The sequence below is a fragment of the Rheinheimera muenzenbergensis genome (genome assembly GCF_036984005.1).
Lineage (GTDB): Bacteria > Pseudomonadota > Gammaproteobacteria > Enterobacterales > Alteromonadaceae > Alishewanella > Alishewanella muenzenbergensis.
Genome location: NZ_JALAAR010000005.1, coordinates 233,445 through 259,198 on the forward strand (window position 1 = coordinate 233,445; position 25,754 = coordinate 259,198).

The following is a 25,754-nucleotide window of genomic DNA, read 5'->3' on the forward strand; positions in this document are numbered from 1 at the left end:
TAAAGCAGCACCAGTTGCAACACTATTAACAGTGCTTAGCAGTATGGCAAAGCGCAAGTAGCGCAACAGCGCAACGCAGCGTTAACTGATGCAGCTTTACGTTAAACAGAGCTAACTGAAGCTAACTGGGAAACCCGCTACAGTTCAGCGCTATTGCCAGAGGTTGGCATGGCCGTGCTCAACCAAAAGCAGTGGCAATCTGTCGCAAATAAAAGCAATGCTATTGATAAGTGTTTTCATTACGATATGATCATTGAAACTTTTTGGAGGTGGTTATGCAGTATTCGATGAAAAAACTAAAACTGGCGCTGGCCGTGCAACTGGCATGCTTACCCGCTGCTGCGCTGGCCGATGTAGCAAAGCAAGATGAACAAGCAGTAGAAACCATTACCGTACGCGGCCAGTACACGGTAAATGAAACCATCGACACCGCCACCGGCCTGGGTTTAACGCTACTGGAAACACCGCAATCAGTCAGTGTCATGACTGCCCAGCGCATTAAAGATTTAGACATCAGCTCTATTGCTGATGCGGTTACACAAACGCCGGGCCTGACATCTAAAGCCTTTGACAGCACGCGTAATACTTTTAGCGCCCGCGGCTTTGATATTGATAAATTTCAGCTCGACGGCGTGCCAATGGCCTGGAGCCTGGCCGGGGATTCCGGCGAAACCATTACCGATGTCGCCATTTATGAGCGCATTGAAGTGGTGCGTGGTGCTACCGGCTTATTAACCGGCGTCGGTGAGCCTTCTGCGTCAATTAACCTGGTACGTAAGCATGCTAATGCCCGTGAACTTAGCGGCAGTATTAACGGCGGTATCGGTAGCTGGAATAAACGCTTTGTTACTACTGATGTCACCACACCGCTCAGCGCCGATGGCAATGTGCGTGCCCGCATAGTGGCGAAAAAAGAGCTCAGTGATAGCTTTCGCGATCTGGCAGAGGAAGACAAAACCGTATTGTACGGCGTGCTGGATGCCGATCTAAGTGATGGCATGACATTAAGCCTGGGTAGCAGCTATCAGGACAATAACCCTACCGCCTCAACCTGGGGCGCTTTGCCACCGCTGTTTAATGACGATACGCCAACCAACTGGGATATCAGCACCACCACCGCTGCCCATTGGACGCGTTGGGACTCGACAGCGAAAAACCACTTCGCCAGTCTTACACAGCAGTTTAATAACGGCTGGCAGCTGAAAGTTAACCTGAACCACAATAAAAATACTGCCGACACCCGTTTGCTGTATATCTACGGCGCGGCCAGTAAAGACAGCGGGGAGGGCTTAGTTGCCTGGCCGTATAACAGCGAAGGGTTTAGCAAACAAACCAGTGTCGATATTCAGCTGCAGGGCAGTTATAGCCTGCTGGGACGCGAGCATGAATTTGTTGTTGGCGCCTTGCAAAGCCGCCAGCAATCAGAAGTGCAAACTTATGCCTCGATGGCATGGCCTTCTACCGGTAACTTTTATCAATGGGATGGCAGCCTGCCTGAGCCAGCCTGGCACCCTAATCCAGAGCAGGCGGTCGATCTGGATACTGAGCAAAAAGGTGTCTACGCTGCCAGCCGGTTTGCCATCACTGAGCAAGTTAAACTGATCGCCGGTGGCCGCTATACCGAATGGCAGCGGTCTGGTTTAAACTATGGCGCGGCGCTGGACTTTGGTGATGACAAGTTTGTACCCTATATCGGCTTAACTTATCAGGTGGCCGCTAACCATATGCTGTATGCCAGCCATACTGAAATTTTTACCCCGCAAAATGCTTATGATCGCAATGGCAACTTCCTCGATGCCATTGTTGGTAGCAACCAGGAAATCGGCGTAAAAAGCAGCTTTCTTGATGGCGCCGTACAAACGGCTGTAGCGGTGTTTCGCATCGAGCAGGACAATCTGGCGCAGGCTGATGCTGGCTATAATGATCCGGCGAACAACTTTTTCCCGTCTTTTGCTGCCCGCGGCTCCGAAAGCAAAGGCTTTGAGCTGGAACTGATTGGCCGCGTTAACGACAACTGGAACCTCAGCGCTGGCTATGCGCAATTTACAGCACAAGACCGTAACGGCGTCGATATTAATGCTAATCACCCGCGTAAAAAGCTGAATCTGTTTTCTACCTATGCGTTTTCTGATGCGCTGGCCGGTCTGACGCTTGGTGGCGGCTTAAGCTGGGAGAGCGAGTCATACAGTGATGTGATACCGCTGTTGTTAAGCCCGCAAACCTACCAGTTTAAACAAGACAGCTTTGTACTGGCTAATCTGATGGCACGTTATGACATTAACACTCAACTGTCTGTGCAGCTGAATGTACACAACCTGTTTGACGAAACCTATTACAACGGTTTAACCCAGCAATATAACTACGGCGCACCGCGTAACTTTAGTTTAGGCGCTACCTGGTCGTTTTAAGCAGAACATTGCTGATAAAAATGGCCGCGTTTGCGGCCATTTTTGTCTGTGTCGCGGTTAGAAGTTATATCTCAGGTTGGCGCTAATGGCGCGGCGCTGGCCGTAGAAGCAATCACCGCGGGCTAGGCAGGAAGTAATCACGGTTTCATCAGTGATATTCTGAGCCTGCAGGCTCAGGCTGTAATCACCAAAGTTATAACCGACCATCGCATCGCCTTCGTTATAATCGCCGTAACGGCTACCGATAGGCACCTTACTGCGCTTTTCGCTTTTGCCACCGAGCGCAGCATAAAACAGCTATGCGGAATAAAGTGCTCGCGCTGATAACCGTCTTTGGAAATTTGCTGCAGTTATTTATAAGGGCCCACTTCAATGCCATGTTTGGCATACAGGGCTTTACGGGCTGCCAGTTTCTGGTGCTAAGCCGCCATCGCCTAAACCATTACCTTTTGGTGGCGCTCAATGAGTCCAGTAAATTACCATAAGCCGCTAATGCGGCTTGCCGGCTGGTGTACTGCCGGTTACTCAGCCGATACCACTTGTTGCAGCGGTAACCGAGGATTTACAGGCCAAAACCAGATTGGCGGTGTTGTAGTTTAATCAGCAACAGCAGGTTTTTACCCTGCTGATGTCACCGTTTAAGTGCGGCTTTGGCCGCACCGGGGCTAAGATGTTTCATTAAGGCAGGTATTATCAATCAAAGGCTGGGCGCAGTTGCTCGCGCATAGCGCGGTAGTTAGCCGGGCCCATATTCCAGCGTTTGGGGTTATCAAACTCGAAGTCGATATGAATTTTACCGGCAGAATTCATTTGAATTAGCAGCTGCACAAACTTATGGCCACAGGCTTCGAATACGGCTTGTTGAAACTCACGAATTTTGTTGCTTAAAGCTTTTTTGTCGCCCAAGTTTGCAAAACTTGCCGACGCTGGAATAATTTTATCGTTGACATATATAAATCCGGAGCTTGCCATATGACCTTCATTGATATCAAAGACAACCGCGAATGAACTCCAGTCAGGGTGTTCCAAAATACTATCGCAGCCGGTCAGAATCATACCAATTGAGTTGATATACTTGGCATCAATATTCACATTTAACTCCTAAAATTTTTCATATCTTTTCGTGAAACACGCTCGAATGCTTCACCATGCTGATTATTAAACTCATGCTCTCGTTCAAATACCATATCCCCGCTAACGGGATCATAAACTCGATATTTTGTGTAAATATTGTCCGGCCTATCTGAACCTGGTGGGTCTAAACGCACGCCAAGTTTTACTTCGTATCCCTCTTTAGTCCAGTCTTCCCACTCATTCTCCATCGACTTATAGGCGCCGCGGTTTAAATTGGCATCTTGCGGGAACAGGTTTTTTAACCCCTGATCGCTCATAAAACGGTGGCCGATAATGTGGCCACCATCGTCAGAGCTTAAACGGGCATCGCCACCTACAGTGCGTTGATGCTGTTTTTCCTGTGACGTACGGGCTTCGCTGTAACTGCTGCTCAACGTCGCTGTAACGGATACCGGTCGGCCTTGCTCATCTATTACCCACACGGCTTCATTATCGCCAAAACGCTCGGTTACGCTTTGCGTTGCAGCAGCGGTATTCGCTGGCGTATCGGTATTACTATGCGCTGCTGTTGTGGCGCTGCCGCTATCTGCGGTTGTAACACCGCCACCGGGTTTAAGCGCTTTTTTGCTTGTTGGCGGAGGGGCTGCATTGCTGGCTGCTGGTGCTAAGCCACCTTCGCCTATGCTATTACCTTCTGGTGGTTTGCCCCAACCATCGGTGAGTTGCCATACCCATAGTTCCTGGTTAGCAAACATCTGTATCAACATATCGCGCAGCTGGAAATCAGAATAGATGGACAGGTCAAATTCCCATGGCCGGGCATAACGGTACATATCAAGCCAAATGTTGCGCAGGTTCCAGTGAGGTTCTAAATCGTGCAGAAAGTAGCTGCCATAAATGGCGTCTTTTACATCCCAGATGTGATTATCACCTAATTCTGCGTAAGCAAACAGGCATTTGCTGCACAGATAAGTTTTTCCCCATTTATCTTCCAGAACTACGCCATCATATTGCTGGTTATGCATCCTGCACCTTGTTCAAATAAATCATGATAATTTAATGTGAATTTAGAGGTTGATTCTCTGTTGTTGTGAAATAAATGTCAACTTACTTGTCTGGTACGGTGTAGCATTGTTTGGTTAATACATGGGGTGTTACCTAGTTTTTTAAGCTCAGCTTAATAGTCCGTTCGACTTTAAAGCGGTGGCAAGCATAGAGTACTTCATGTAACTCCGTTCCTGTTATGGCCAAAAAGCACTGCACAATAGTGATAATTACTCGCATTTACAACTGTGGTTGATAAGTATTCCTATTAACATTAATATATGTCCCCAGAATGTTGCAGCACAGGCAGTACCCTATGGCAAAGCTCAGTAATCGTTTTTGGTTTCAGTTACATGGCTGGTTTTCGCTGCCTATCTGGCTGATTTTTTGCTTTGTTTGCATTACCGGTACTATTGCCGTATTCAGCCATGAGCTGACCTGGCTGACTAACCCGGCTTCGCGCGCGACTAACCCTAATAATTTACCGGCTAAACCGGTGGCCGAACTGGTGGCGGCGGTTGAGCAGGCTTATCCCACCGCCGATGTCGGCACTGTGATGGTGTTTGAGCCTTATCTGGTTAACGCTGTTATTTTTACCGATCACGACAAGCCGTTTGCCATTGCCTATGTCAACCAATACACCGGTGAAATTCAGCAGATTAATCAGGGTATTACCTTTATCGGCTTTATGCGTAGCCTGCATGGCTGGCTACTGTTCCCCTGGCCTGGCAGTTACAGTGTGGGGTATTACCTGGTATCGGCGATGGCGCTGGTGATGCTGGGCGCTTTAGTTACCGGTTTGGTGATTTATAAAAACTTCTGGCGTAGTTTTACCCAGCCGAAAATCCGCTTTAATCAGGGCAAAAAAACCGTACTGACTGATCTGCACCGTTTAGCCGGTGTCTGGTCAATCTGGTTTTTAATGCTGATGAGTGCCACCGGCTTGTGGTATCTGGTGCAGGCGGTAATGTGGCACGCCGATATCGACATAGAACCGCATGCGCCGCTGGTAGCCGCTGAGCAGCTGCCGGCCACGCAAACCCAGCCACCGGTCAGCTTTGCCGATGCAATGCAAATTGCTAAGCAGCGCTTCCCGGATTTTCAGCCCAGCTATTTAATGCTGCCCGAGCACAACCGCGGTATGTACAGCCTGATGGGCGGCGGAGACCATATCTTTTATGATCAGTACTCGTACAATTTAAGCATTAACCCCTGGTCTGGCGACATAGCGCATGAAAAATCACCACAGTCGATGACGGCACTACAAACGGTAATGCATATTGCCGATCCGCTGCACTACGGTACCCTGGGCGGCATCTGGACCAAGGCGATCTGGTTTTTGTTTGGGCTGATTTTATCCGGCATGTCGATTACCGGTTTTATGATTTGGGGCAGTCGCACGGTAAAGGCCGCACGTGAAAGCCGTCGCAGCGAAGCATTGCAGGAGGTTCATGATGGCGCGCAGTAACAGCTTTTGGCAGCGGCACAAATATAAACTCAGTGGCCTGGTGCTGGTGCTGCCGTTCTGGTTTTTGTATCAGTCACTGACACCGGTATTTCCGCCAATGTGGCCGGCACAGCAAATTGGTGACTTTGAAATAGCGTCTATGCCGCTGAATTTAGAGCCGCCCTATGCCCACCACGACGAGTACGTAAAAGACTTTATGCTGACCTTCAGTAAAGGTGATATTGCCGCTATCCGGCAGGGCTATTTAAATATCGGCCCGCAGGCGTTGCCGCTGGCGCAGCTGCAACAGGGTGAAGAAGGTATACTGCACGGCAGCCGCCACGGCCAGCATGTGCATGCCATAGCGCCAAAAACACTGAGTGCCGGTGATAAAGTCTGGTTAACGCTGCAAACCTGGCAGGGGGAAACCCTGACCACCAGTTGGCCTTTGCCCGCTGAGCTGCTGGCCCAGCCTTGAGCATCTGATCTGCCTATTACCAGCTACCGTATCTGCTGAGCAACTTCAGTTCTGGCGGAGCAGGCATGAGTAACGCGGTATTAATCATAGGCGGTGGCAGTGGTATCGGCCTGGCGCTGGCGCAGTATTATGCTGCCAGCGGCGCAAGGGTATCTGTAATCAGCCGCCAACCAGCGCCACAGCACCCAAAGATAAACTGGCTGCAGGATAATTTAGCCGCTGAGACTGCCAGTGCTGATATTATCGCTAAGGCATTAACGCAACAGCCCGATACTATTTTTATCTGCAACGGCGTGTTGCATGACGCTAGCGGCATGCCGGAAAAAACCATCCGCCAGCTCGATAGCGATATTCTGGCCGCGCGCTTTGCCAGCAATGTGCAGGTACCAGCAATGTACCTTAAGTTGCTGTTTGGTTATTTATGCAAACAACCACAAGTAAAGCTGCTGGCGCTCAGTGCCAAAGTTGGCAGTATCGGCGATAACGCCTTAGGTGGCTGGTACAGTTACCGTATTAGCAAGGCCGCGCTGAATATGCTGATTAAAAACCTTAGCATTGAAGTGGGCCGGCTAAATAAAACAGCGGCTATTGTCAGCATTCACCCCGGCACGACGGATACGGAGTTATCAGCCCCCTTCCAGCAGAACCTGCCGGTGGGGCAACTACAAAGCCCCGACGCTACCGCCAAACGCTTAGCCAGCGTGGCTGATAGGCTAACAGCGGCGCAAAGTGGCAACTTACTTAACTGGGATGGCAATGTATTGCCTTGGTAGTTGTTAACAACTGAGCAAGCACTATACTTCAACTTATTAGTGTTATTCCCCGGGCATAGAGCCATGGTGCTTCTGTTGTTGCTGCTATTTTTCAGCGCAAGTGTTTCGGCTATGCCGGAAGATGAGTTTGGCCGGCTAAGAAATGATATTTTCTCAGTCAGCAATCAAAGCTATATTGCCGGCATCGAAAAAATAGATGCGGTGTTGCAGCAACATCGTTATCAGCTGACGTTAGAGCAACAAATCCGCTTGCTGTACAGCAAAGCTATCTATCAGCATCGTACTAATCAAACCCAGGCAGCTCTAGTTACGCTGCAACAATGCAAATTACTTAGCGAAGAGTCGGCTGATCAGTCCATTTTGTACAGTTATCACAATATTCTGGCCGGAATTTTTGCTGACTTTGGCCTCTACGAGCAGGCGCTGCAACATTATGCCCAGGCAGTAGAGAAAGCCAGCTTTCTTAGCAACCCGTTGTATGCCCGCCAGACAGAAAACAATATTGCTTTAATCCTGACAGAACTAAGCCAGTACGATGAAGCCCGGCATTATTTAGAGCGCTTTTATCAGTTTGGTGTCGAAACCGATAATGTCTCAGTGCAGGCGGTAGCGCTGAATAATCAGGCGGAGTTAACGTTAAAACAAGGCAATATCAGTTTGGCAAACGAGTTACATCAGCGCGCACTTGCGCTAAGACAGCAGCACAATTTAACGCATGAGCTGTCGTTCTCTTTTCTCGGTTTGGCCAAAGTCGCCAGAGCCACCGCCAATTGGCTACAGTGTGCCGATTATGCCCGCCAGAGTTTATTACTGCGCCAGGACCGTAACCGGCTGGATTTACTCGAACCCGGCTTATTGTTAGTTGAAGCGCAACTCGCATTGCAGCAGTGGTCGGATGCACAAGTGCAACTGGATAAGCTGATACCGTTGGCAGATGAGTTACGTCAGTTTGATGCTTTGCAGCAAAGCTGGCAATTGCAGGCTAATCTGTTTGAGAACACCGGCCAATACAGCAAAGTATCTGAGGCCTGGCGCAGCAGTCTGGCGGCCTATGCGCAACTGACCGAGCAACGCTTTGCCATAACCGTGGCACAAAACAGCACTGAACTGGGCTTGTTGTTACGCAATAAAGAAATCTCGGCTTTGCAGCAACAGCATATTATTCAACAAGTTAAAAATAAATCTTTGCAGCAGCAACTGTGGGGAGGCAGTGCGGCAGCGCTGATTATTATTCTGCTGATATTGTGGTTTAGCTGGATACTAAGGCGAAAAAACCACTTGTTAGCGGCCAATTTAGCTACGTTAAAACAAACGCAAACTCAGTTGGTAGAGGCAGAAAAACAGGCCTCACTCAGCAGTTTGGTGGTGGGTATGGCGCACCAGTTAAATACTCCGCTGGGTAATTGTCTTACAGCGATATCGTCCAGCTTAGAGCTGCAGGGTAATTTGCAGGCAAAACTGGACAACAAAAGCCTGTCTGCCAAAGAGCTTAGCGCCGGTTTACAGCAGGATCAGCAGTTATTGCAGCTGGCACAAAATAATATCAATAAAGCTGCATCACTGGTGGATCGTTACAAGCAAATTGTTGCTCAGACACAGGAGAGCCAGCCGCAACAGTTTGATATTAAAACTCTGCTACAACAACAGTTGCCAGTGTTGTTGCTGGGGCTGCAACCGGATAATCCGGTACAGCTGGAGATTTCCGGCGACCATTACGCGTTGCTAAGTTATCCGTCTTTAATCAATCAGGTACTGTCGGCGCTGTTAGAAAATGCTTTGCTGCATGGCGATATGCCTGCCGGCTCGGCGCGGGTCAGTGTCCATATCGTAGCGCAAACGACAGGAGTAAGGCTGTTATTCAGCGACAATGGTAAAGGAATCAGCGAGGATGTCGCCAAACGTATCTTTGACCCAATGTTCAGCACCCGGCTCGGCCAGGGCCATTTAGGTCTGGGGCTAAATATGGTGTTTAATATCATGCAAAAGTTGCACGGCTCTGTGCAGTGGCAGCCGCAAGACGCGGCAGGCTGCACTTTTGTGTTATTCCTGCCGCAGCATATTCGCCAGGCTGACAGTGGCAGTATCAATTAACGGTAAATTTATCCCTCATCGTGTAACAACAGTGGCTACATTTATCCGCTGACGCCACGTCCACTTCCTGGCGACATTTTAGTCACAATAGCTTTGCTAACCTTGGGCTGTTTTATCAAAAAATACAGCGGATGGTTGGAGGAATGCAGATGAACAGGCTATTAAGACAGGTACCGTGGTTAAGTGTTGGAGGAAAAGCACTATGAGCCGCTATTTAACACAACTGGCGTGGCTGGCGCTGTCGGCGTTGCTATGTGGCTGGCCAGCGCTCAGTCAGGCAGCCGAAGCACCCGGTGCGCTGACCATTATTGTGAAAGATCAAAACACAGACCGGCCACTGTCAGAGGTACAAATCACGCTGACTGAGCGCGAAACCTCAGCCACGCAAAGCTTCAGCAGCGACGCTCAGGGCCGTATAGTAGCAGAGCAGCTTGACCCCGGGCTGTACTCGGTAAGCCTTAACAAAAGCGGCTTTACGTCAGTATTTGAGCCAAGCGTACGGGTGGTCACGCGCAAAAACATCAGGCTGGCATTCGAGCTAAAACCGCAGGCGATAGAGGTGGTAGAAGTCCGGGCGCAGCAAGCGGCCACCTTTGCCGCGGGTTCCAGCACTTATCTGGACCGCGAAGCGCTGCGCAGTGCCGTCGGCGGTGGCGCCGATCCGCTGCTGTCACTGGACGGCTTGCCCGGCCTGGCCTCGGCCAGTGAATTTGCCAGCTTTAGTGTGCGCGGCCGTGGCCCACGAGATAACCTGATATTTGTCGATGGCTTGCCGTTTGATAAAGCAGTGCACTTTGATGCCAGCCTGGGCGAAGAAGAAGACGTCGGCGGCGGTGGCCGCTTCTCGATTTTTGCGCCGAATGTGATAAGCGCTGCAGAATTTTCGCCCGGTGGCTGGGGCGCGGCCTATGGCGGCCGGGCGGCATCGCTGCTCAAATTAGACGTTGCCGATGGCAACCCCAGCCCGTCGGCCAGTTTGCGGCTGGATCTGGCCGGTTATGAAGTGGGTTACGATGGCCCGGCCGGTATTACGGATGACGCCACTATGCTGGTATCAGCCCGCCGGCTGGACTTTGGCGCCCTGTTTGAAACCATTGAAGAGCTGGACATTGGCGACCCGGTGTTGAGGGATGTCATTGTAAAATCGGTGATCCCGCTAAACCAGCAGCACAGTGTGGAAATTCTGCTGGTCGATACGCATGAGGATTATATCCGCGACGTTACCCATGTGTTTGCCTCGCCCAACTTTGAAGATGCGGCACTGCTGGACTTTGAGCAGGACAGTGATCTGTACGGTATGACGTTACGCTCGTTAATCGGTGATACAGCGGTGCTGACCAATAAGCTGTACTACCGCAAAAGCGACAAAATAAGCTCAGAAGGCGAAGCCTTTCCTGATCAGGTACCTGAAGGCTCGCCAGCGTCTGATTTCCCGGTGCGGGAAAACATTATCACCATAGCGGAAGCAGAAACCGAGCTGGGCTGGCGCAGCGATTATGAGACAGTGAATCAGTGGGGCCTGTTTAGTGCCGGTGTGCGGCTAACGCAAATAGAGCTGGACTACAGCACGGTGTTAGACGGTGACTGGTTCCGTTTTGTGTACGACAGCGATGATTTCAGGCCCGATCCACAGCAGCGTTATATTGTGCTTACGCCCGACAGCATCAACTCGGCGTTAAAGCAAAAAGAAACCAGTTATGCCGGTTACGTGGAGCAGGTGTTTCAGCAGGGGGACTGGGATTTTGGCACCGGCTTACGCTTTGAACGTGATGGCTTTGCCGTTGAAGGCGTTATTGCGCCGCGCTTTAGTGTGAACTGGCAGCCTGGGGGTAAAATCCGCTATTTTGCCAGCGCCGGCCTGTATCATCAGTCGCCACGCTATTTAGAGCTTGCCGCCAATGCCTCGAACAGGCTTAAGATGGAAAAAACCACCCATAGCAGTATCGGCTTTAAATATTTCCCCAGCAGCAACTGGTCGCTGTTAACCGAGGCCTATTATCAACGGCTGGACGATCTGGTGGTCGACCTTGACCGCGCCAGCGGCACCTTTGCTAATATCGGTGATGGCCGCTCTTATGGTGTCGATATCGTTATCAACGGTACGATTTTTCAGGGCCTGTACGCCAGCGCGACCTATTCTTACAACGATGCCGTTATTGACCGCCAGGACGGCCGTGGCGATGTCGCCGCGGAATTTAACCGCAAACATGTCGCCACCCTGGGCCTGACCTGGGAAATCAACGATCGCTGGAAAGTTGCCGCCCGGTATAAATACCTTTCCGGAGCGCCTGATGATAACTTTGTTATTCATACCGACGTGCTGGGGCCGGGGCAAATGCTACGCTACTCAAAAGAAATTACTGAGCGTAATGTTGGCCGCAAAGATGGTTCGGGTTTGTTAAACATGCGGGTTGACTACCGCCGCGCCTTTGGCCCTATTGATGTCACTGCCTTTTTGGATGTGATCAATGTTACGGCAGCATCGGCCAGTGACGAAACCGAGTTTGATTACCGCCGCGGTGTGCAGGTGCAGGATAGCAGCGAAGCCGAGCCGTTAATTGGTCTGCGCTTTGATTATGCCTGGTAAGGCACGCAGTAAGTGGCCTGAAAAGCCCGCTAAGAGGAGTCACTATGGTACAGGCGCTTGAGGTCGTGCCGGTCAGGTTGCTGGTTGTCGAAGACAACCGCGACATCTGCGATAACATTGCCGGCTATCTGGAAAAACATAGCTATGTGATGGATTTCGCCTATGACGGTATCAGCGCTATGTACCTGGCGTTAACGCAGCCGTTCGACGTAATAATGCTGGACCTGATGTTACCGGGTATGGACGGCCTGAGTTTCTGCCACAAGCTGCGCACCGAGGCCAAACTGGAAACCCCGGTGCTGATGCTGACGGCGCGCGATACGCTGGACGATAAACTAAAAGGCTTTGCTGCCGGCGCTGATGACTATCTGGTTAAGCCATTCGCGCTGCAGGAACTGCATGCGCGGCTGCAGGCGCTGTACAAGCGTAGCCACGGTAAAACCGACAACCTGCTCACGGTGGCCGATTTGACGCTGAACAAGTCGACGCTGCAGGTACACCGCGGTGGCCAACGGCTTGAGGTTAATCCGGCCAGCCTGAAACTGCTGCAGCGCCTGATGGAACAGGCGCCAGCTGTGGTGATGCGCGATGAGCTGGAAACCTTATTATGGGCAGACGAGCGCCCCGACGGTGACGCACTGCGCTCGCATATGTATAAGCTGCGCCAGGCCATCGACCGGCCCTTTGCCTGCCCGCTTATTCATACCGTGCATCGCATTGGTTATCGCCTTGCAGAGGATGCAGAGTAAAACATGTACCGCCATAGTTTACGTACCCGTGTTGCCATTGCCTTTGCCATCTGCGTGGCACTGCTTAGCATTGTCTGGGGCTTCGCCTTTTTGGCTGCGGTGCGGCTAAGTGAAGATCGGGTGCTGATACAACAGTTGCAAGTTGCTGCGCAAAGCTATCCTGTGATGCCGGCGAACCTGCGCGGTTACGATACTGCTGCCAGCCTGCCGGCAGCGCTGCAGGCCTGGGCACAGACCAACCCCGCTGTGGGCATTTACGAGTTTGAAGCGCAAGAGCTGCATGTGGCGGTAATCAAAACAGACACCCAACAACCGGCCTTTGTGGTGTTTGACGTATCCGGTATAGAGGCCGCCTCGTCGGAAGACTGGTGGTTGCTGCTGGTGATCAGCGCCGTGGTCGGCACCCTGGGTGTACTGGGTTTTGGTCTTGGCGTGCTGGTGATGCGCCGGGCCGTCGCCCCTGTAGTGCAGCTGGCCAACGCCGTGGCCGACATCGATGTAGAGCAGCTGTCTATTGATGACTATAAACGCATCGGCTCAAACCGCTTTGGTGATGACGAGGTTGGGGTACTGGCCGGCACCATTGAAAAGACGCTGCAGCGCATCAGCGCCTTTGTCGCCAGAGAGCGCGATTTTACCAGTTCTGCCAGCCATGAGCTGCGCACACCCATCACCGTGATTACCGGCGCGCTGGAACTGCTGGAGCAAAGCCAGCTGTCTGCCAGTGATGCTAAGGCGCTGGATCGGGCACGCCGCGCCACGCTGGAGATGAAGACCACCATCGAAATGTTCTTATGTCTGGCCCGCGAAACCGACGACGGCTTGTATAACGAGCAGTTTTACGTCATGCCGCTGGTGACAAACGCCATAGAACTGCAGCGCCACCTGCTAAGCCGCAAGTCGGTTACCGTCGACATCGACCAGCATGCCAACCCCGCTGTCAGCGGCCATCCGCAGGCCTTTGCCATAGCGGTAAATAATCTGGTACGCAATGCCTTCGAGCATACCCTCACCGGTCAGGGGCCCATCACCATCCGCATTGCCGAGCGCGAACTGCTAGTCAGCAATCAGCTAAGCCCAGCGCCCGCTGCGCCGCAGCCGGCCAGCGACGGCGCAGCCCATGGCTATGGTTTAGGGCTTGGCATAGTGCAACGCCTGTGTGAGCGCAACGGCTGGGCCTTTGCCTTGCAAGCCGATCAACAACACGTCATCGCCCGCCTGTCGTGGTGAGGCAGGCAACCAAATAAGCGGCAAAGCTAATAACCGTCACGCCTCTGCAAACCATTTGCAATATGTTGGCTTAACCCTGCTTAGCTTTATTTGTTTGCGCCCTTTTTCCTGCGAAGAAAGTGACTTCTGGCACTATAGCTAATTGAGGTGATGGGTAAGATAACTGCTGTCAAAGCATGGAGCGAACGGGTTAGCGTCTCATTGTTCCATAATTTTTTTAATATGTTTTACTGATAGATGAAGGATGTATTGAATGATTTTGGAACAGCAAGCCAAAGTTAGCCTGGATAAGTATACGATTATTGCGTTACTAATAGGTTTGGTAGCCTATCCTGTTTTGTATAGTAACGATTTTTTTAGTTCATTGTTTTTGCCAATGCTGCCCAGCGAATGGACGTCATCATTATATAGTCGGGACGAGAGAGTTGGCTGGTGGTATTTTATTGCCTCTAACCTTTTTTACCATTGGATGCCATTTTTGTTTGTTTGGTATGCGTTAGTAAAAAACCATGAAAGCTGGCACTCAGTAGGTGTTGATTGGTCCTGGTTTGCCAGATATAAATTATTTTTCATCACGCTGATTGTGATACTAGTGTTGTCTGCATTCATCGTCCCTCATATATATTATCAGGGTGAGCTTCCCAGCCGATCTCAGGCGGGATTCGTTGGCCCAATCAGTACTTTAGAGCGCTTAGCAGCTATTATTGTCCTTGCCTTCACGGCGGCTGTTACCGAAGAAGTAATATTCAGAGGCTTTGCATTAACAAGATTGCAGCGGTGTATACGCAATCCCTGGTTTATATTGCCAGTCATAGCCGTTTCGTTTGTATTTATTCACGGCGGACTCCGCTCTATCGGTCTGACTCTTAACTATCTGATTTTTAGTCTGGTTTTTGGCGCCTGCTTTATTCTGCTTCGATTCAAACGGCTGGAAATTTTAATTCTCATACATTTTTTGATAAATGCCAGTTTGGTGTTTGTGCCTTAGTGAAACGAGCTTTGTTAAAGCAGGAAAAAGTGCAATTATTCCGGCGCCAGCGTTTGCCAGATATCGGTATTGCGCCGCTCGGCGACATGGTAATAAATCCCGTTTGCCGACAGCGCAAAATGCGGGCTGTCGGAGCCTAGCAGCCTCTCTGGCTGGCGCTGTTCGGCCGTGATGCGATACAGCTGATACTGGTCGTTGTCCCAGTGTTGCCAGTACCAGCTGGCGCCAAATTTGCGTAAATTAAACTGGCGGCCTGCCATGACACTATGGTTGTCGGGCAAAGCCAGTTCTGCCGGCTTGGCGGCTGCCCCGCTGTAGAGGTTGTTTTGCTGGTCTAGCCATAAGGTATTGCTATCGTCGGCCGCGAAGCGGACAAACTGCCATTTACTGTTTGTAGCAGAGACTTCGTCGGTTGCAAGATTGTACTGTTTAACCCGCCAGTTGCCGTCTTGTTTTACGCTGTAAAACAGCGTTTGCCGATCCTGAAAAGAAATGGCGCGGATCTCGGTTTGCGGTAGGCGCAGCACACGGTTGACGTTAGTGCTGATATCAAACAAGTGAATTTCATTTAGCGTCAGCGCGGCCAGCAGTTTGCCATCCGGCGACCAGGTTAAATCAAGAAAATGCCGCTGATCACTAAACTGGCTCAACCGGCGCTGATTTTTACCATCGCTATCTGCCAGCCAGATTTCTTCCGTACCTGTTGCCAGCCCGATGTAGGCCACTTTATCCTGCCCCGGGCTGACAACTGCCAGCCGGTCATCAACTGACGTATTAACAATAGGCTGCTTATTCTGTGAGTTAAAACGGTAAAAATGCACATCAAGATTACTGCTACCGGCTGCAAAGATATAATCGCGGCCATTCGGGTGCCGTTCCGGTTCATGCAATTGTTGTGAGCCGGCATAAATAACCTGGCGGTCTTTGCCTTGCAGGTCGTAACTAATAAGTTGTACTGCCGGGTGTTCGCCCATCAGTACTACGCGTGTTCCGCTATGGTCCCAAATGCCACAGCAAATATAACTATCCAATTTAAACAGCAGCGCTAAGGCGTCTGTCGCCAGATCGAGGCTATAAAAACGCTCCCACATTTGCTCGTCTACCGAGGACACCAGCAGTTTATTTTGCCTTGGATGTAGATCAAACGACACATTACCTGCCAGGACCAACGGTGGTTGGTTAAGTTTACGTTTTTTGCCGCTTGCCAGCTCAAATTCAAATAGCTCGTAAGGCGCATTGGCAGCAGCGCGTTCGCTATAAACCAATAGATTATCGCTATGGGTGAAGGCGATTTTGCCGAAACTACCGGCCGGGCAATTGTGAATTAGCTGCGGCTCGCCCAGCGTCATAGCGTCAAAAGCTTGCAGGTAATAGCGGCAGTAATCTTTTGTCGCCTGCAGATAGACAATTTTGTCGCCGGCCGGGCTCCAGCTGGCGGGGCCAACCCAGGCCGCGGCCTCTGCTTGTGGCATCACTTCTATGGCATGGCCATCAGATAACTGTTTGATAAACAGCTGCATATTATTGGCACTAACTGCGGTATACATCAGGTATTGCTGATCGGGTGACAGCTGGGGTTGCCATTCTTGCCCGGCAGAGCGGGTAAGGGGTTTTGCCGCAGTAAACACTGAAGCGGTAGTGTCGCGGCCCTGTTGCCACAGCAAGCCAATAGCCACAGCGATGACAGCAGCAGCGATATAAAGAAACCGGGCTGTGCTGATCTGGCGTCGGGTGTTAAAGGCTGACTGAACGCTACTGCCCGCTGGCAAAGCCTCTGCTGGCGGCGTTAGCGGCTGGGCCTGCGCAATAAACTTGTAGCCTTTTTTTGGAAAGGTAGCGATAAACCGGGGCGTTTTGGCGTCATCTGCAAAGCAGCGGCGCAATTTGGTAATGGCTCTGTTTACCGCGCTATCGGTAACGGTGCGGCCAAGCCAAACGGCCGTTATCAGTTCGTCCCGGCTGATAATCTTATCCGGCTGCTGACAAAAGTAAGCCAGTAACGCCACCAGGATCGGTTCCAGTTGCTGCGTCTTACCCTGATGCGTTAACGACTGCTGCTGATCACAAAATACAAAGCCTTCGATCTGCCAACGCATTGTTTATCCTTTATTGGGCCGCTGAAGGGCGGAAATTAGCATACTCACCGCGTCAGGTCATTAAAGGTCATAAAAAGTCATCGCGAAATCATGCCTGCTTTCGGGCCAATCGCCATTATTGCTGTGGTTAAAACTACACACCACCATAGAGGGAAATATGCAGCAATATCTGTTAGTTATGTGGGCGCTTGGTGCCAACTTTTATGCCCACTCCGGTAATGCGACAGCGGCAACACAGCAAAACAACGTGGCGGCACTGCAAGCGGCAGTGGAACAAAACTTACGTGGCCCGGTGCAATTTGGTGCCCAGCCGGTTAATACCTTTGGCGTAAATGAGCGGCTTGCTTACCATAAAGTGCCGGGCATCAGTTTTGCGCTTATTCACAACGGCGCTTTGTCCTGGGCACAGGGGTACGGCACTGTCGCCGCCGCGTCAGACCAGGCTGTAACGGTTAATACGGTATTTCAGGCAGCCTCTATTGCCAAACCGGTTACGGCCTTTGCGGTGATGAGAATGCAACAGCAGGGCCGGCTGGATATCAATGCCAGTATTGCCAGTTATTTAACCTCGCTCACCCTTGCCAAAGGCAAACAAACACCGGAAGCCGTGGTGAGCTTTAAAAATCTGCTCGATCACAGCTCAGGTTTAACAGGCGGTGGTTATATGGGCTATGAAAAGGGCGCCGCCATACCCTCAGATCTGCAATCGTTTAACGGCTTGGCGCCTGCTAACAATAAAGCCGCCAGTGTGGAAACTACGCCCGGCAGTCAGGTTAACTATTCCGGTGCAGGCTATACCCTGGCTGAAATAGCCTTAACGGACACTTTTAAGCAGCCATTTGAACAGCTGATGGCCAGCTGGCTGTTATCACCACTGGGTATGAAAAATAGCAGCTTTGCACTGGATTACCCGCAACAGCAAGGGGTGCAGGTCGCGTTAGGCCACGAAGCTTCGGGCAAGGTGATTAATGGCGGATGGCGGCTGCATTCTGAGCAAGCAGCAGCGGGCTTGTGGTCTACCGCTACAGATTTAGCCAGGTTTGCCATCGAAACCACTAACGCCTATCAGGGCAATAGCACGCTGTTATCACAAGCCGCGGCGCGGGAAATGCTGACGCCAGTTATGCCGGAGCAAGATCTGTCAGACGAGTTTGGTGGCCAACCGGCCATGACCTTTATCGTGGCCGGTGAGGGTAAGCAATGGCTGTTTAAGCACGGTGGCGGCACCCTGGGCTACCGCTGCTTTATGCTGATGTACCCGGAAACCGGAGATGGCGCCGTGTTTATGACCAACTCCGATGCCGGCTACAGTGTCGGGTTTGAAATGCTAAGGGCCGCGTCTTTTGTGTATAACTGGCCTGATTTTAAGGGCAAATCTTTTACTAAGCGTAAGGTTAATCTGCAAGAACAAGCGCTGTTGTTGGGCGAATACCCGTTTGCCGCCGGTTGGCAGGCAGAGATTATTGCAGTGGCTGAAGCCGACGGTATCGCGGTGGCATTCCCCAATGGCGATCTTTATCCGTTAACCGCCGTGCAGGGCGACAATAGCGAATTAAATCAGCACAGCTATGTGCATGAAGATACCGGTGTTGAAGTGCACTTTAGCTTAGCGGCAGGCCAGCCAAGTATTAATTTGTACCAGCAAACGGCAAGCAAAAAACACTAAGCTGAGTTTATCGGCAGTGTAAGTCCACTGCCGATTGCATGCCTTTAATGTCAGGCAGAACTTAAAACCGCGATAACAATTTGCCGCTTCAGGCGTTTATTTATGTTCGGGTTCAAACCTTTAGGCGTTGTCTGACGACTAATCCGTTTTTTACTATGGAGAAGTGTCATGAAACTCGTTGCCGCAATAATAACTACAGCGCTATTGCTGATTTCAGCCATCATTTATGCCCAACCTGAGGTAGATTGCAGTGTTTACCCGGATCAGCAAAGTTCGCCCTACCTATTACCTTATGAAGTGGGCCAGGCGTTTAACGTTGTCGTGTCTACCGGGCATTATCGCGCTTCGAATAACGGCGTTGGTCTTTATGCCGTTGACTTTGATATGCCTATAGGCACAAAAATAGTGGCGGCAAGAGCGGGTGAAGTGGTCGCCGTACGGGAAGAATTTCACGATGGCAATGGCCAGGATCTGCAGGAAAACTATGTATTTATCCGCCATAGTGACGGCACTGTAGCTAGGTACTTTCACCTGACCCACAATGGCGTATTGGTCAGCGAAGGCGACAAGGTACAAGCCGGTGACATCATCGCTATTAGTGGCGATACCGGGCAAACGCTTAGCCATCATTTACATTTTGATGTGCAAAGCTGTGGCCCAAACCTGCCACCACACTACAATAAGCAGCCCTGCGGACAAACTTTACCTGTTAGTTTTAAAAATACCGCCAGCCACAGCTGTGGTTTAAAGGCAGGTGTTACATACAAAGCGCTGTAGATTGTTGTATCCAGATATAAATGGCCATATTCCGGGTTATGGGGCAGTTCATAATTAAACCTCAAGTTTTTCAGAGTTTTGATTTTTGTCTGCCTCATTTATTAGTTTGCTCTTTGCCGCAAGATATCGTTTATGACTGATCAGTGCCAAAAACACGCATTGACCGGAGCTAATCTAAACTAGCGTGATTTAACACGAAGTGGGAATGATAGTTTCATCTTTTGGCATACATAATGCCAAAGAAATGAATAGCTATCAGCCACCAAATTAACTGTTTGAGAAACATGTGGATGTCATGAATTTTCGGAAAAACTTGATAAAAAGCGTCTTTGTCTGGTGGTAGCTCAATCCCTAAAACGGTAAGGGGTATTTGATAATTATTAATTAGGATTAATCCCGTCGCGGCCAAAAGAAAAATGCATGCATAAAGGCTAACGTGAGTCACTTTGATAAAAATGGAGTGTTTTTTGGATGTAGGATTGACGCGCTCAATCTTGGTTTTGGTAAGGTAGGGGAAAATGAGACGCGCAATCGTGAAAATCAGCAGAATAATGCCTAAAACAGCATGAAGTTCAACAGCGTCCTGCCTGTGTTCAAGCTGCCCTTTGATATCCCAGTCCACATTATGGAGCTGCGACGATAAATTCAGCAGCATAAAAAGCAACAATAAAGCTGATATCCAATGAAGCGCTCTATCCACAATATACGACTTAGATTTCATTATTATTCCAACTGAGTACGAATGTTAACTTTACGATAAGTGTCGTGGAAACTCCGTTTTAACACTGGCATGCTAAATGCGTTTAGTTAGCAAGTAAACACATTGTAAAGTGAATAAGTTCTTATAACGAAAATGTCGGACGTCGACAACGTGATGCCGGATAGGGTAGTCGGTCAATAATAGGTACTGACCGCATATTGCGACGTTTCGCTATTCACTATTCGCTCTTTGCTGCCTGACATGGGTTATGACTGCTCAGTGCCAAAAGCGGACATATCACTGTGCTGATATTAAAGTCCGCTTTTAGGCATTAGCAGAACGCATTACTAACGGGCTGCCGCAGCGCAGCTTAGGCAGTACCGTGGAGACCACGCTGTACGTTGTTGCTGAACAGCGGGTTTGAGCGAATAACTAGGGTTAAGCAATTCCTTCAGTAAAATACAAACTGAAGCCTCTCAAAAAGATATGCGGTCTTTCAGCTTAAAATCTGCACATTTTGTTGTGCCGCTCGCTTGCCAGCAAACGTTTACATATGGTGCTTCACTACTCAGTAACCCGCGCAATTCATCAAAGTTACCTTCGGTAAGTTCTACACCGTTAATTTTTTTCACTATCGTTGTTGCGGTTATCCCCAACTCTACGGCATAAGAATTTTCCGCAACCTGCTCAACTATCCCCCCCAACCTATGCGGCTCTAAAACTAGGCCGCTGCGGTCAATATCAGTGTTATTGCTATAAAGCTTATTTTTTGCAAATCCTATATAGCTTTCCTGGTAATTGAAATGCACGTCAAATTTGCGAAGTAATCCACTACCTATCAAGCCAACCCCAACCGCATCTTTAAAATGTGGTAAATCATGCGCCGCCACAGCTTGAAACTTCTCATTAGCAAGGCCAAAAAAGTTAATACGACTGGTTTTATATATATGCTTGCCGTCAAAGTTTTGGGTTTGTGTTTCAAAACTTTCAGCTGGAAATGTAAAGTCTGTAGCGAGTTGTTCATTTAGATAAACAAAGTCAGGTGCACCTGTGTCAACTACGAAGGCATACTTTGTTTCAACCCCATCTATATTTTTTATTGTGGCATCAACATAGGGTATTCGACCACTTATACTCAGTGGCAACTTAACCCATTTATCATTGCTAAACTTATCTTCCTTGCCCTTTTTTGAGAATATCACTGACCGCTCGGCAAAAAGTATTGTGATGTTAAAGTGATTAAGTAAGTCGTAACCAATCGCACCATCAAAATACGCTGTGTCATAGTCACTAAACAAGGGGTTTTGGTCGATAGGAACATGAATAAAAGTTAATTTTGATAGTTCTAAGTCACCTACCCGGATAACGCCATTGTTTACCACGTTTACCTGCCGCCCCTGAAGATTAAGCGGCCTCTCCACATCTAACGCCACAGCTTTGGTTCGGGAGGTGTCAAAAAGTACGGTTGCAGCTGCTGCGGAATCAAAAGCAAATCGTAATGAACTAGCATCGTTAACAGCTACTTCGATAATGATGTGTCCGTCATGCCAAACAAAAGGCACCGCAAAACTGTCTTCACCGTTCAGCCATGTTTGAGTTGCGTCCGCGTTGCCACTTTGCAAGTTTATTATTCCTTTACCCATGCAACTTGCTAATAACCCTGTAACAGTGACTATTGCGATTAATTTAGCAAAACCTATGAAATGTGTAGTCAAGATATTTAGCCCCTAGTAAATGTTATGGGCTATAGTAACGCGCACCGCTTTCAGGTTATTGAACGATATTGCGATTAAATGCAGAAAGTGACATGAAAGTCCCAACAAGCTTTGTCATGGCACGTAATAGTTCTATTCAGGAGTACCGCTAGAATGGGTAAAAGCCAAAGTTGGATAAAAAGAGCTGCGGGCGAGACGGAACGAATTGAAGCTTGTTTTAGCGGGTTTGCTTATGCGCCACATAGTCATGACAATTACACATTAGCAATTACAACACATGGCGTGCAAAGCTTTAATTATCTTGGTGAGTTACGCCACTCCCTTCCTGGTGAGGTCGTAATATTACATCCTGATGAAACCCACGATGGCCAGGCCGGAACTGATGCTCCCTTTGCTTATAGGGCAATAACCATCAACCCTGTTGATGTTCAAAATGTATTGCAAGGTGCCAGCCTCCCGTTTTTGGAAGGTGGCGTAACTAGGCAACCCGAGTTTATCCAAATAGCCAAAAGACTGTTATCTGAATTCGATCATCCGCTGGAAATACTGGAGCAGCAGGACCTTACTTTTGCTTTTGCCATCTGTTTACAACAGGCTACGTCAAAATGTATTACGCATACTTCAGCAAACTATCATGCATTAAAAAGAGTGCGCGAATACATTGACGATGTTATAGCTATCGGTTCCAGTATGCCAATCGATATCACTTTGGATCAACTAGCCACTATCTCAGAATACAGTAAGTGGCAAGTAACTCGAGATTTCAGATCCCTTTATGGCACAACTCCTTACCGATACGTCACACTAAAGCGACTACAAAAAGCGAAAGTTTTAATTGAGCGTGGCTTACCGTTGGCGCAAGTTGCTTTTAGTAGTGGCTTTGCTGATCAAAGCCATCTGACACGACATTTTAAAAAGTGTTTTGGAACAACTCCAAAAGTTTGGGCTAAACTAAATCAATAACATTCCAAGCTTACAAAGCGAGGCTTTTATATCTGCTATTGCAGTGAAGCAGACATTCGCATTTGCCTTATGATGTAGTTGAGAATTTCTGCTATTCGCTCTTAGCAGACTGTCACACTTTCCGTTGTACACTGGCTAATAACGCCATTCAATCTGAATAAGGGGCGATGCTAACAAGTGCTATTCATCTGCAATGCGCGAAAATTAATGGAATTAGTCTGGCTTGTTTTTTAATTGTCTCCACCCTCTTTTTTCGAACTAGTTAATATCTTCAGTAAGCGCAGTGCTTAAATTCTGTGCCCGTAGAATACGAACTATCAATACATCTGCACCGTCTTGTCGGTAATAAATTGCATGAACGCCATATACACTGCGGCGATACCCTGGCCTGATGTTATCGACAGCCTGATATAAGCGGGGCGCATCAGCAATTTCCTGAAAGCGTATTTGCATTCCTGCTGTGTAGGAATCAGCTTGCTTAACCCCGAACGTCTGGACGCCATAGACATAGACGTCGAAAAAATCCTGATCTGCGCTATTGCTAAGCCGGTATAGTGCCATCTGCTTTAAGCCTTGCTCTTGCGGCCTGCAAAATATCCTCAGCAGAGCGTGGGCTTATGCCACTTTGCTCACCTTCAATCAGTGCTGCGCGTACTGCTTCAAGCTGGGCGTTGCGGGCTTGATCGCGGCGGATTAAATCGCGGAAATATTCACTGTCGTTGGTGAAATCACCGCTGGCAATGCGCGTTTTTACCCAGTCGCCTTGCTGCTCGGTTAAGGTAATTGTTTTTCGGACAACGGTCATAATTTGTCTCTCCCACCAATAATCATACTACTGGTGCAGTATAGCGCATATTATAACCAGCTGCTGTAATCGGGATTATTAGAGTGATTATTAGGGGCAGATAAAAATTAACCTGACCGGCTGCTTTTAGTCCAAAGCCGTTTGTCAGAGCATATCGGGCCTGAAGGTAAAATGTCTCCAACCTCATCGGTCGAACAACGCTAATAACTACCATGCTTCTGCAAGGCGCTGGAATGCATAGGATTAACCTGGCTAGTCTTTAATTTTGTCTGCCCCTTGTTCCCAACCGTAATAAAACAGTTAGCTGTGAGGCCACTCAGCATAAAACTTTATTCCACTTCTTTAGAAACTGATGGCATACCAGGCTTGGCTATTACATCCGAATGCTTATATGAATGACAAAACCACTCATTATCCCTGTAATACGAACAATATTGATTGTTAGCGAGCGTATCACTGTGCATACATACGGGAGTCCTGGACGTTTTGTTTACTATCTGCAGGCCCAAAGCATTACAACTATCAGTCTTCGCTAAAAATTCTGTTCTCTCTTTTTGAAATGTGGAGTTCTGGTAAATTTCCTTTGAAAGTAATGCTGTTACGCAGATGACGACAGCGGGCGGAATAACTTTAATGACAACGGGAGAGGTTTTAGCGACAAAAAATCCGAAACCTCCGGCAACGACAGCAATTCCTGTGAGCATTAACAGGTTTAAATTCCATAAGAAGAAGGCATCTAGTATAAAAACTGCGACTGCAAATATAACTACGCCTGCGACGCTGATAATTACACTCTCAGAATCCCCGAAGTCTTTGTTTGCTAGCCAGTCAATAAACATATTGCCTCCGTTCCTACTTATTGCATTGAGAGTATTACATTAATTAATCAAAGGCAATTAGCTGAAAATATTCAATATACAACGCATGGGGCCCTCATGATCTGCCCTGATTTACCTCATCTGGCAATGTTAAATCATTCTTTACCTGTTTCGAATAATATCAACAATTCGACTATGAACGATCTGAGAAAGAATTAAGGTATCGTCGCCGGTGGTATTTACAAACTGAATGACAACAGTGTCAATATCGTCGTAGTATCGAGCACGGCTCCAGTAGCCCAGTACCCAGCCATCGTGTTGATATTTATAAAGCGCGTTGTAAATTTTGGCTTCTTCTGGGGTAAACAAAGAACCTTTGTTAAGTGCCTTTATAAATTTCCCGACAGCTTCTGCTGTTGCGATCATGCCTTGGTCAAGATGTTTAAAGTCATCTGGATATCCCATGTGATAACCACTCATCAATCTATCTGGCTCAATCTCATGAACCGACATAAAGGTGTCGTCAATTCCTAACGGGAGCAAAATTTCATCTTTAATAAACTGTCCGTGATCGTACCCGAGGACTTTTGTCATGATCCTTTGTAGCAGTATGTAATTGGTATTTGAGTAGCGGTAGTCTGCGTCAGGCTCAAAATCAGCCTGCTTATTAAGAATCAACTCTAAACCATCAATATTAGAGTCGGCCCAATTAAACCCTTCAACATCGGTAAAATTAGGGATGCCACTTCGATGTTGAGCCATCATTCGAAGCGTAATTCTATCGGCATTCTGGATCTTGCCGTCAAGTTCGGGTAAGTAATCAAGGAGTGTTCCATCTAGCGATAACGTTTTCTTGGCAACAAGCTTGGCGATTGCGGACGCATCAAAAAGCTTTGCAATGCTTGCTATCTTAAATAGAGCTTGAGGGTAAGCGGGGGTTTTAGTATCGCGATTGTGAAAGCCTTCGGCATAAAATTCAGGCGCTTTGCCGTTTCTATCGACATAAACGATAATCCCATCGAGTCGCTCCTCTACCGCATTTGCAAGTTCCTGTTCTATGGTATTTGGCGTCGGCTTAAGATAGTAAAGCCCGAACTCCCATGGCGCAAACAGGTAGATACTAGTAAAAGTGACAATAGCTGCGGCAATACGTAAAGCTGTTAGCTTGTTTTTTCCCATTCGTTAAGCTTCCAAATTCTAATGGTTTAGATCAGATCCTGTAACGTTGGCTAAATGCTCAAATCACCAGGACGTGGTGGATGTCACCGGGTAATACACCCATTTTTAATTGACGCTGAAAGTAGAAGGTTGCGTTATTAAAGCCTGTTTGTATTTCGGTGGTATG

22 protein-coding genes are annotated in these 25,754 nt (G+C 48.8%); 12 read left to right on the forward strand and 10 right to left on the reverse strand.

Annotated elements, in window-relative coordinates:
- The first annotated feature begins 287 nt into the window (after window positions 1–287).
- The gene (locus MN202_RS08315) at window positions 288–2,408 is read left to right on the forward strand and encodes a TonB-dependent siderophore receptor (RefSeq protein ID WP_335735636.1); all 2,121 of its coding nucleotides are present in this window, start codon (window positions 288–290) and stop codon (window positions 2,406–2,408) included.
- 57 nt (window positions 2,409–2,465) lie between these two features.
- Here the strand turns inward: MN202_RS08315 and MN202_RS08320 are convergent, their stop codons facing one another.
- From MN202_RS08320 to MN202_RS08330, 3 genes are all read right to left on the reverse strand, one after another.
- Window positions 2,466–2,660: a hypothetical protein gene (locus tag MN202_RS08320; RefSeq protein ID WP_335735637.1), complete on the reverse strand. Its 195-nt coding sequence runs from the start codon at window positions 2,658–2,660 to the stop codon at window positions 2,466–2,468.
- A 441-nt stretch (window positions 2,661–3,101) separates the two neighbouring features.
- Complete coding sequence (locus MN202_RS08325) at window positions 3,102–3,500, reverse strand: hypothetical protein (protein WP_335735638.1); 399 nt, start codon at window positions 3,498–3,500, stop codon at window positions 3,102–3,104.
- Window positions 3,501–3,502: 2 nt separating this feature from the next.
- Window positions 3,503–4,507, reverse strand: coding sequence for a DNA/RNA non-specific endonuclease (locus MN202_RS08330; protein ID WP_335735639.1), 1,005 nt, complete (start codon window positions 4,505–4,507; stop codon window positions 3,503–3,505).
- 335 nt (window positions 4,508–4,842) lie between these two features.
- On the opposite strand from MN202_RS08330, the gene MN202_RS08335 reads away from it, so the two are divergent.
- The 8 genes from MN202_RS08335 (at window position 4,843) to MN202_RS08370 (ending at window position 14,869) form a co-directional block, all read left to right on the forward strand.
- Window positions 4,843–5,994 carry a PepSY-associated TM helix domain-containing protein gene (locus MN202_RS08335; protein WP_335735640.1) on the forward strand — a complete coding sequence of 384 codons (1,152 nt, stop codon included), beginning with the start codon at window positions 4,843–4,845 and terminating at the stop codon, window positions 5,992–5,994.
- Window positions 5,978–6,451 (forward strand): hypothetical protein, encoded by a 474-nt coding sequence (locus tag MN202_RS08340; RefSeq protein ID WP_335735641.1) that lies wholly within the window; start codon window positions 5,978–5,980, stop codon window positions 6,449–6,451. Before MN202_RS08335 ends, MN202_RS08340 begins: the two co-directional genes overlap by 17 nt.
- Before the next feature lie 65 nt (window positions 6,452–6,516).
- Window positions 6,517–7,224: an SDR family NAD(P)-dependent oxidoreductase gene (locus MN202_RS08345; protein WP_335735642.1), complete on the forward strand. Its 708-nt coding sequence runs from the start codon at window positions 6,517–6,519 to the stop codon at window positions 7,222–7,224.
- A 63-nt stretch (window positions 7,225–7,287) separates the two neighbouring features.
- Window positions 7,288–9,315 (forward strand): tetratricopeptide repeat-containing sensor histidine kinase, encoded by a 2,028-nt coding sequence (locus MN202_RS08350; protein ID WP_335735643.1) that lies wholly within the window; start codon window positions 7,288–7,290, stop codon window positions 9,313–9,315.
- A gap of 202 nt (window positions 9,316–9,517) precedes the next feature.
- A complete protein-coding gene (locus tag MN202_RS08355) occupies window positions 9,518–11,902 on the forward strand; it encodes a TonB-dependent receptor (protein WP_335735644.1) in 2,385 nt (794 codons plus the stop codon).
- 44 nt (window positions 11,903–11,946) lie between these two features.
- Window positions 11,947–12,651, forward strand: coding sequence for a response regulator transcription factor (locus tag MN202_RS08360; protein WP_335735645.1), 705 nt, complete (start codon window positions 11,947–11,949; stop codon window positions 12,649–12,651).
- Window positions 12,652–12,654: 3 nt separating this feature from the next.
- Window positions 12,655–13,881: a sensor histidine kinase gene (locus MN202_RS08365; protein ID WP_335735646.1), complete on the forward strand. Its 1,227-nt coding sequence runs from the start codon at window positions 12,655–12,657 to the stop codon at window positions 13,879–13,881.
- Window positions 13,882–14,134: 253 nt separating this feature from the next.
- Window positions 14,135–14,869, forward strand: coding sequence for a CPBP family intramembrane glutamic endopeptidase (locus MN202_RS08370; protein WP_335735647.1), 735 nt, complete (start codon window positions 14,135–14,137; stop codon window positions 14,867–14,869).
- Window positions 14,870–14,904: 35 nt separating this feature from the next.
- Here the strand turns inward: MN202_RS08370 and MN202_RS08375 are convergent, their stop codons facing one another.
- Complete coding sequence (locus tag MN202_RS08375) at window positions 14,905–16,965, reverse strand: winged helix-turn-helix domain-containing protein (protein WP_335735648.1); 2,061 nt, start codon at window positions 16,963–16,965, stop codon at window positions 14,905–14,907.
- A 157-nt stretch (window positions 16,966–17,122) separates the two neighbouring features.
- On the opposite strand from MN202_RS08375, the gene MN202_RS08380 reads away from it, so the two are divergent.
- Window positions 17,123–18,631, forward strand: coding sequence for a serine hydrolase domain-containing protein (locus MN202_RS08380; protein WP_335735649.1), 1,509 nt, complete (start codon window positions 17,123–17,125; stop codon window positions 18,629–18,631).
- 168 nt (window positions 18,632–18,799) lie between these two features.
- Window positions 18,800–19,408 (forward strand): M23 family metallopeptidase, encoded by a 609-nt coding sequence (locus tag MN202_RS08385; protein ID WP_335735650.1) that lies wholly within the window; start codon window positions 18,800–18,802, stop codon window positions 19,406–19,408.
- A gap of 214 nt (window positions 19,409–19,622) precedes the next feature.
- Here the strand turns inward: MN202_RS08385 and MN202_RS08390 are convergent, their stop codons facing one another.
- Together MN202_RS08390 and MN202_RS08395 are read right to left on the reverse strand one after the other, a co-directional pair.
- Window positions 19,623–20,129 (reverse strand): cytochrome b/b6 domain-containing protein, encoded by a 507-nt coding sequence (locus tag MN202_RS08390; RefSeq protein WP_335735651.1) that lies wholly within the window; start codon window positions 20,127–20,129, stop codon window positions 19,623–19,625.
- 455 nt (window positions 20,130–20,584) lie between these two features.
- On the reverse strand, window positions 20,585–21,823 hold the full coding sequence (locus tag MN202_RS08395) for a hypothetical protein (RefSeq protein ID WP_335735652.1): 1,239 nt from the start codon (window positions 21,821–21,823) through the stop codon (window positions 20,585–20,587).
- A gap of 153 nt (window positions 21,824–21,976) precedes the next feature.
- On the opposite strand from MN202_RS08395, the gene MN202_RS08400 reads away from it, so the two are divergent.
- Window positions 21,977–22,786 (forward strand): helix-turn-helix transcriptional regulator, encoded by an 810-nt coding sequence (locus tag MN202_RS08400; RefSeq protein WP_335735653.1) that lies wholly within the window; start codon window positions 21,977–21,979, stop codon window positions 22,784–22,786.
- Window positions 22,787–23,044: 258 nt separating this feature from the next.
- On the opposite strand, the gene MN202_RS08405 is transcribed toward MN202_RS08400, so the two are convergent.
- The 4 genes from MN202_RS08405 to MN202_RS08420 all read right to left on the reverse strand — a co-directional run bounded on the left by MN202_RS08405 (window position 23,045) and on the right by MN202_RS08420 (window position 25,588).
- Window positions 23,045–23,347: a type II toxin-antitoxin system RelE/ParE family toxin gene (locus MN202_RS08405; protein WP_335735654.1), complete on the reverse strand. Its 303-nt coding sequence runs from the start codon at window positions 23,345–23,347 to the stop codon at window positions 23,045–23,047.
- Entirely contained in the window at window positions 23,328–23,591 is a 264-nt protein-coding gene (locus tag MN202_RS08410; RefSeq protein WP_335735655.1) for a type II toxin-antitoxin system ParD family antitoxin, read from the reverse strand. Before MN202_RS08410 ends, MN202_RS08405 begins: the two co-directional genes overlap by 20 nt.
- Before the next feature lie 329 nt (window positions 23,592–23,920).
- Window positions 23,921–24,430, reverse strand: a complete 510-nt coding sequence (locus MN202_RS08415) for a hypothetical protein (RefSeq protein WP_335735656.1) — start codon at window positions 24,428–24,430, stop codon at window positions 23,921–23,923.
- A 141-nt stretch (window positions 24,431–24,571) separates the two neighbouring features.
- A complete protein-coding gene (locus tag MN202_RS08420) occupies window positions 24,572–25,588 on the reverse strand; it encodes a serine hydrolase domain-containing protein (RefSeq protein WP_335735657.1) in 1,017 nt (338 codons plus the stop codon).
- Between the last annotated feature and the right edge of the window lie 166 nt (window positions 25,589–25,754).